Annotated in this window: 1 protein-coding gene; it reads right to left on the bottom strand. The window is 63.7% G+C overall.

Features of this window, described 5'->3' with window-relative positions; genetic code table 11:
• Positions 1 to 223, bottom strand: a 223-nt coding sequence (locus E4K09_RS15265; RefSeq protein WP_134498414.1) for a 4-alpha-glucanotransferase, incomplete at both ends; no start/stop codon positions are given.

Below are 223 nucleotides of genomic sequence, written 5' to 3'. Positions count from 1 at the left end.
TCGGCAATGACGAGGCAGCGCGCGCGATGGCTTTCCACGCGCAGGACTGCGAGCATGGCCTCGAATGGGTAATCGACATAAGCGCCCTGCGAAGCCGGCGCACCCGAGGGACTGAGGAAAAGACGCTGAAGCTGGAATGCGTGATCGATGCGGATCGCACCTGCATGCCGCATATTCGCGGCGACAAGGTCCCGGAAGGCCGCCAAGCCCTGTTCCTCCAGCG

The sequence above is a fragment of the Microvirga pakistanensis genome (genome assembly GCF_004458765.1).
GTDB classification, from domain to species: domain Bacteria; phylum Pseudomonadota; class Alphaproteobacteria; order Rhizobiales; family Beijerinckiaceae; genus Microvirga; species Microvirga pakistanensis.
This window is presented reverse-complemented; position numbering and strand designations above follow the sequence as displayed.